The organism is Neoroseomonas soli, assembly GCF_018129065.1.
Classification (GTDB): domain Bacteria; phylum Pseudomonadota; class Alphaproteobacteria; order Acetobacterales; family Acetobacteraceae; genus Neoroseomonas; species Neoroseomonas soli.
This window is the reverse complement of the sequence record NZ_JAAEDM010000185.1, coordinates 1-1,501: the sequence shown is the minus strand read 5'-3', so window position 1 is coordinate 1,501 and position 1,501 is coordinate 1. Positions and strand designations below refer to the sequence as shown.

The 1,501-nt window shown below is 75.3% G+C and carries 2 protein-coding genes; both read right to left on the bottom strand.

Translation table 11 applies throughout. The annotated features are described in order from the left end of the window. On the bottom strand, nucleotides 1–637 hold a 637-nt coding region (locus GXW76_RS25315; protein WP_211864906.1), incomplete at its 3' end, for a hypothetical protein. Between the two features lie 192 nt (nucleotides 638–829). Continuing rightward, nucleotides 830–1,501, bottom strand: a 672-nt coding sequence (locus GXW76_RS25310; RefSeq protein WP_211864905.1) for an MFS transporter, incomplete at its 5' end; no start/stop codon positions are given.

The following is a 1,501-nucleotide window of genomic DNA, read 5'->3' as shown; positions in this document are numbered from 1 at the left end:
GGCGCAGCAGCACCGCGCCGTCCTCCCGCAGCAGGGCGTAGCGGCCGGGCCCGGCCTGCTCCCAGGCGGAGGCGAGGGCATCTTCGCGCAGCGCGGCGAAGAGCATGCCATCGAAGGGGCGGCCCTCCTGCCCGCGCGGGCGGCCGACCAGCAGGCCGGGCCATCTGGCGGCGAGGTCGCGCGGCATCGGCTCGAAGACCGGGCCGCGACTGCCGTCGCGTGGCAGGCGCAGCCCTTCGAGCGCCGCGGCCTCGCCGAGCGCGGCCGCCCCCTCGCCCCCGCCGGCCACGGCGACGCGCCCGTCGGGGCGCACCAGCATGAGGGCGGCGGGGCCGGGCAGGCCTTGCTCGATGCGGTGGAGATCCGCCTGCAGGGTGGTTCGCCGCGCCTGGGCCTGGGGCCAGCCCAGGGATGCCGTGGCGTCGTCCAGCCGATCCAGGGAAAGTAGGGCGAGCTGGATCAGGCGCAGCGTCCGCTCGCGGCCGACCAGGCTGGCCTGGACCACGCGCTCGGCCACTTCCTGCCGCTCATGGCCCTTGTCGTGCAGCGTCAGGATGACGAAGAGCAGCGCCGGCACGAGCACTGCCGACAGCAGGATCAGCACCGGAACGAGGTGCTGCCTGCGAGGGCTCCGCATGATGCTCTGCCGTGAATGCAACCGAAGCGGTCCCCGAAGATCCGGCGCGTCCGCCGCCGGGTGCGGCGGCGGGCCGGTGCCCCGGCCCCAGCCCCCGCCGCCGGGCCATGCAAAGCGGCCGAACCCTCGGTCGCGCGAACCGACAGGCTGCCGCATTCCCCGCCGGGCAATCAAGTCCTTGCGACGCCGACCCTATTCCGCCGGCGCCGGCGCGGGAAGCCGCCGCCGGCGCGCGAGCCGCCATTCCTGCGCCAGCGCCATCACCGAGGTCAGCAGCATGAAGGCCGCGGCGGTGACGAAGACCAGCCTCGGCTCGCCCGAATCGAGCAGCCAGCCGAAGAGCGGCGGCCCCGCCATCCCGCCCAGGTTGAACCCGGTGGAGACGATGCCGAAGACCGCCCCCGCCTGGCCCGGCGGCGCCGCGGCGCGCACCAGCATGTCGCGCGACGGCATGATCATGCCCGAGAGGAACCCCGCCGCGCCCATCACCGGCGCCAGCAGCAGCCCCGGCACGCCACCCGAACCCACCAGCAGCACCAGCGCCGCCGACGAGCCGAAGCCGAAGGCCGCGACCAGCCCGTGATGCCTGGTGCGGTCGGCGACGATGCCGCCCGCCAGCACGCCACCGGCGCTCGCGAAGAGGAAGGCGGTCAGCGCCGCATTCGCCATGGTCAGGGACAGCCCCTGCCCATCCACCCAGGCCGCCACCGAGAAGTTCTGGATGCCGCCGTTGGACATGGCGAGCGTCACGAAGAACAGCGTCATCGCCAGCACCGCCGCGGAGAGGACGCGGGTCGGCGCCCCGCCCGCTGCCGCGGCCTTCGCGGTGGCCGGCTTCGGCGCGGCCTGCGGCGCCGCGGCCAG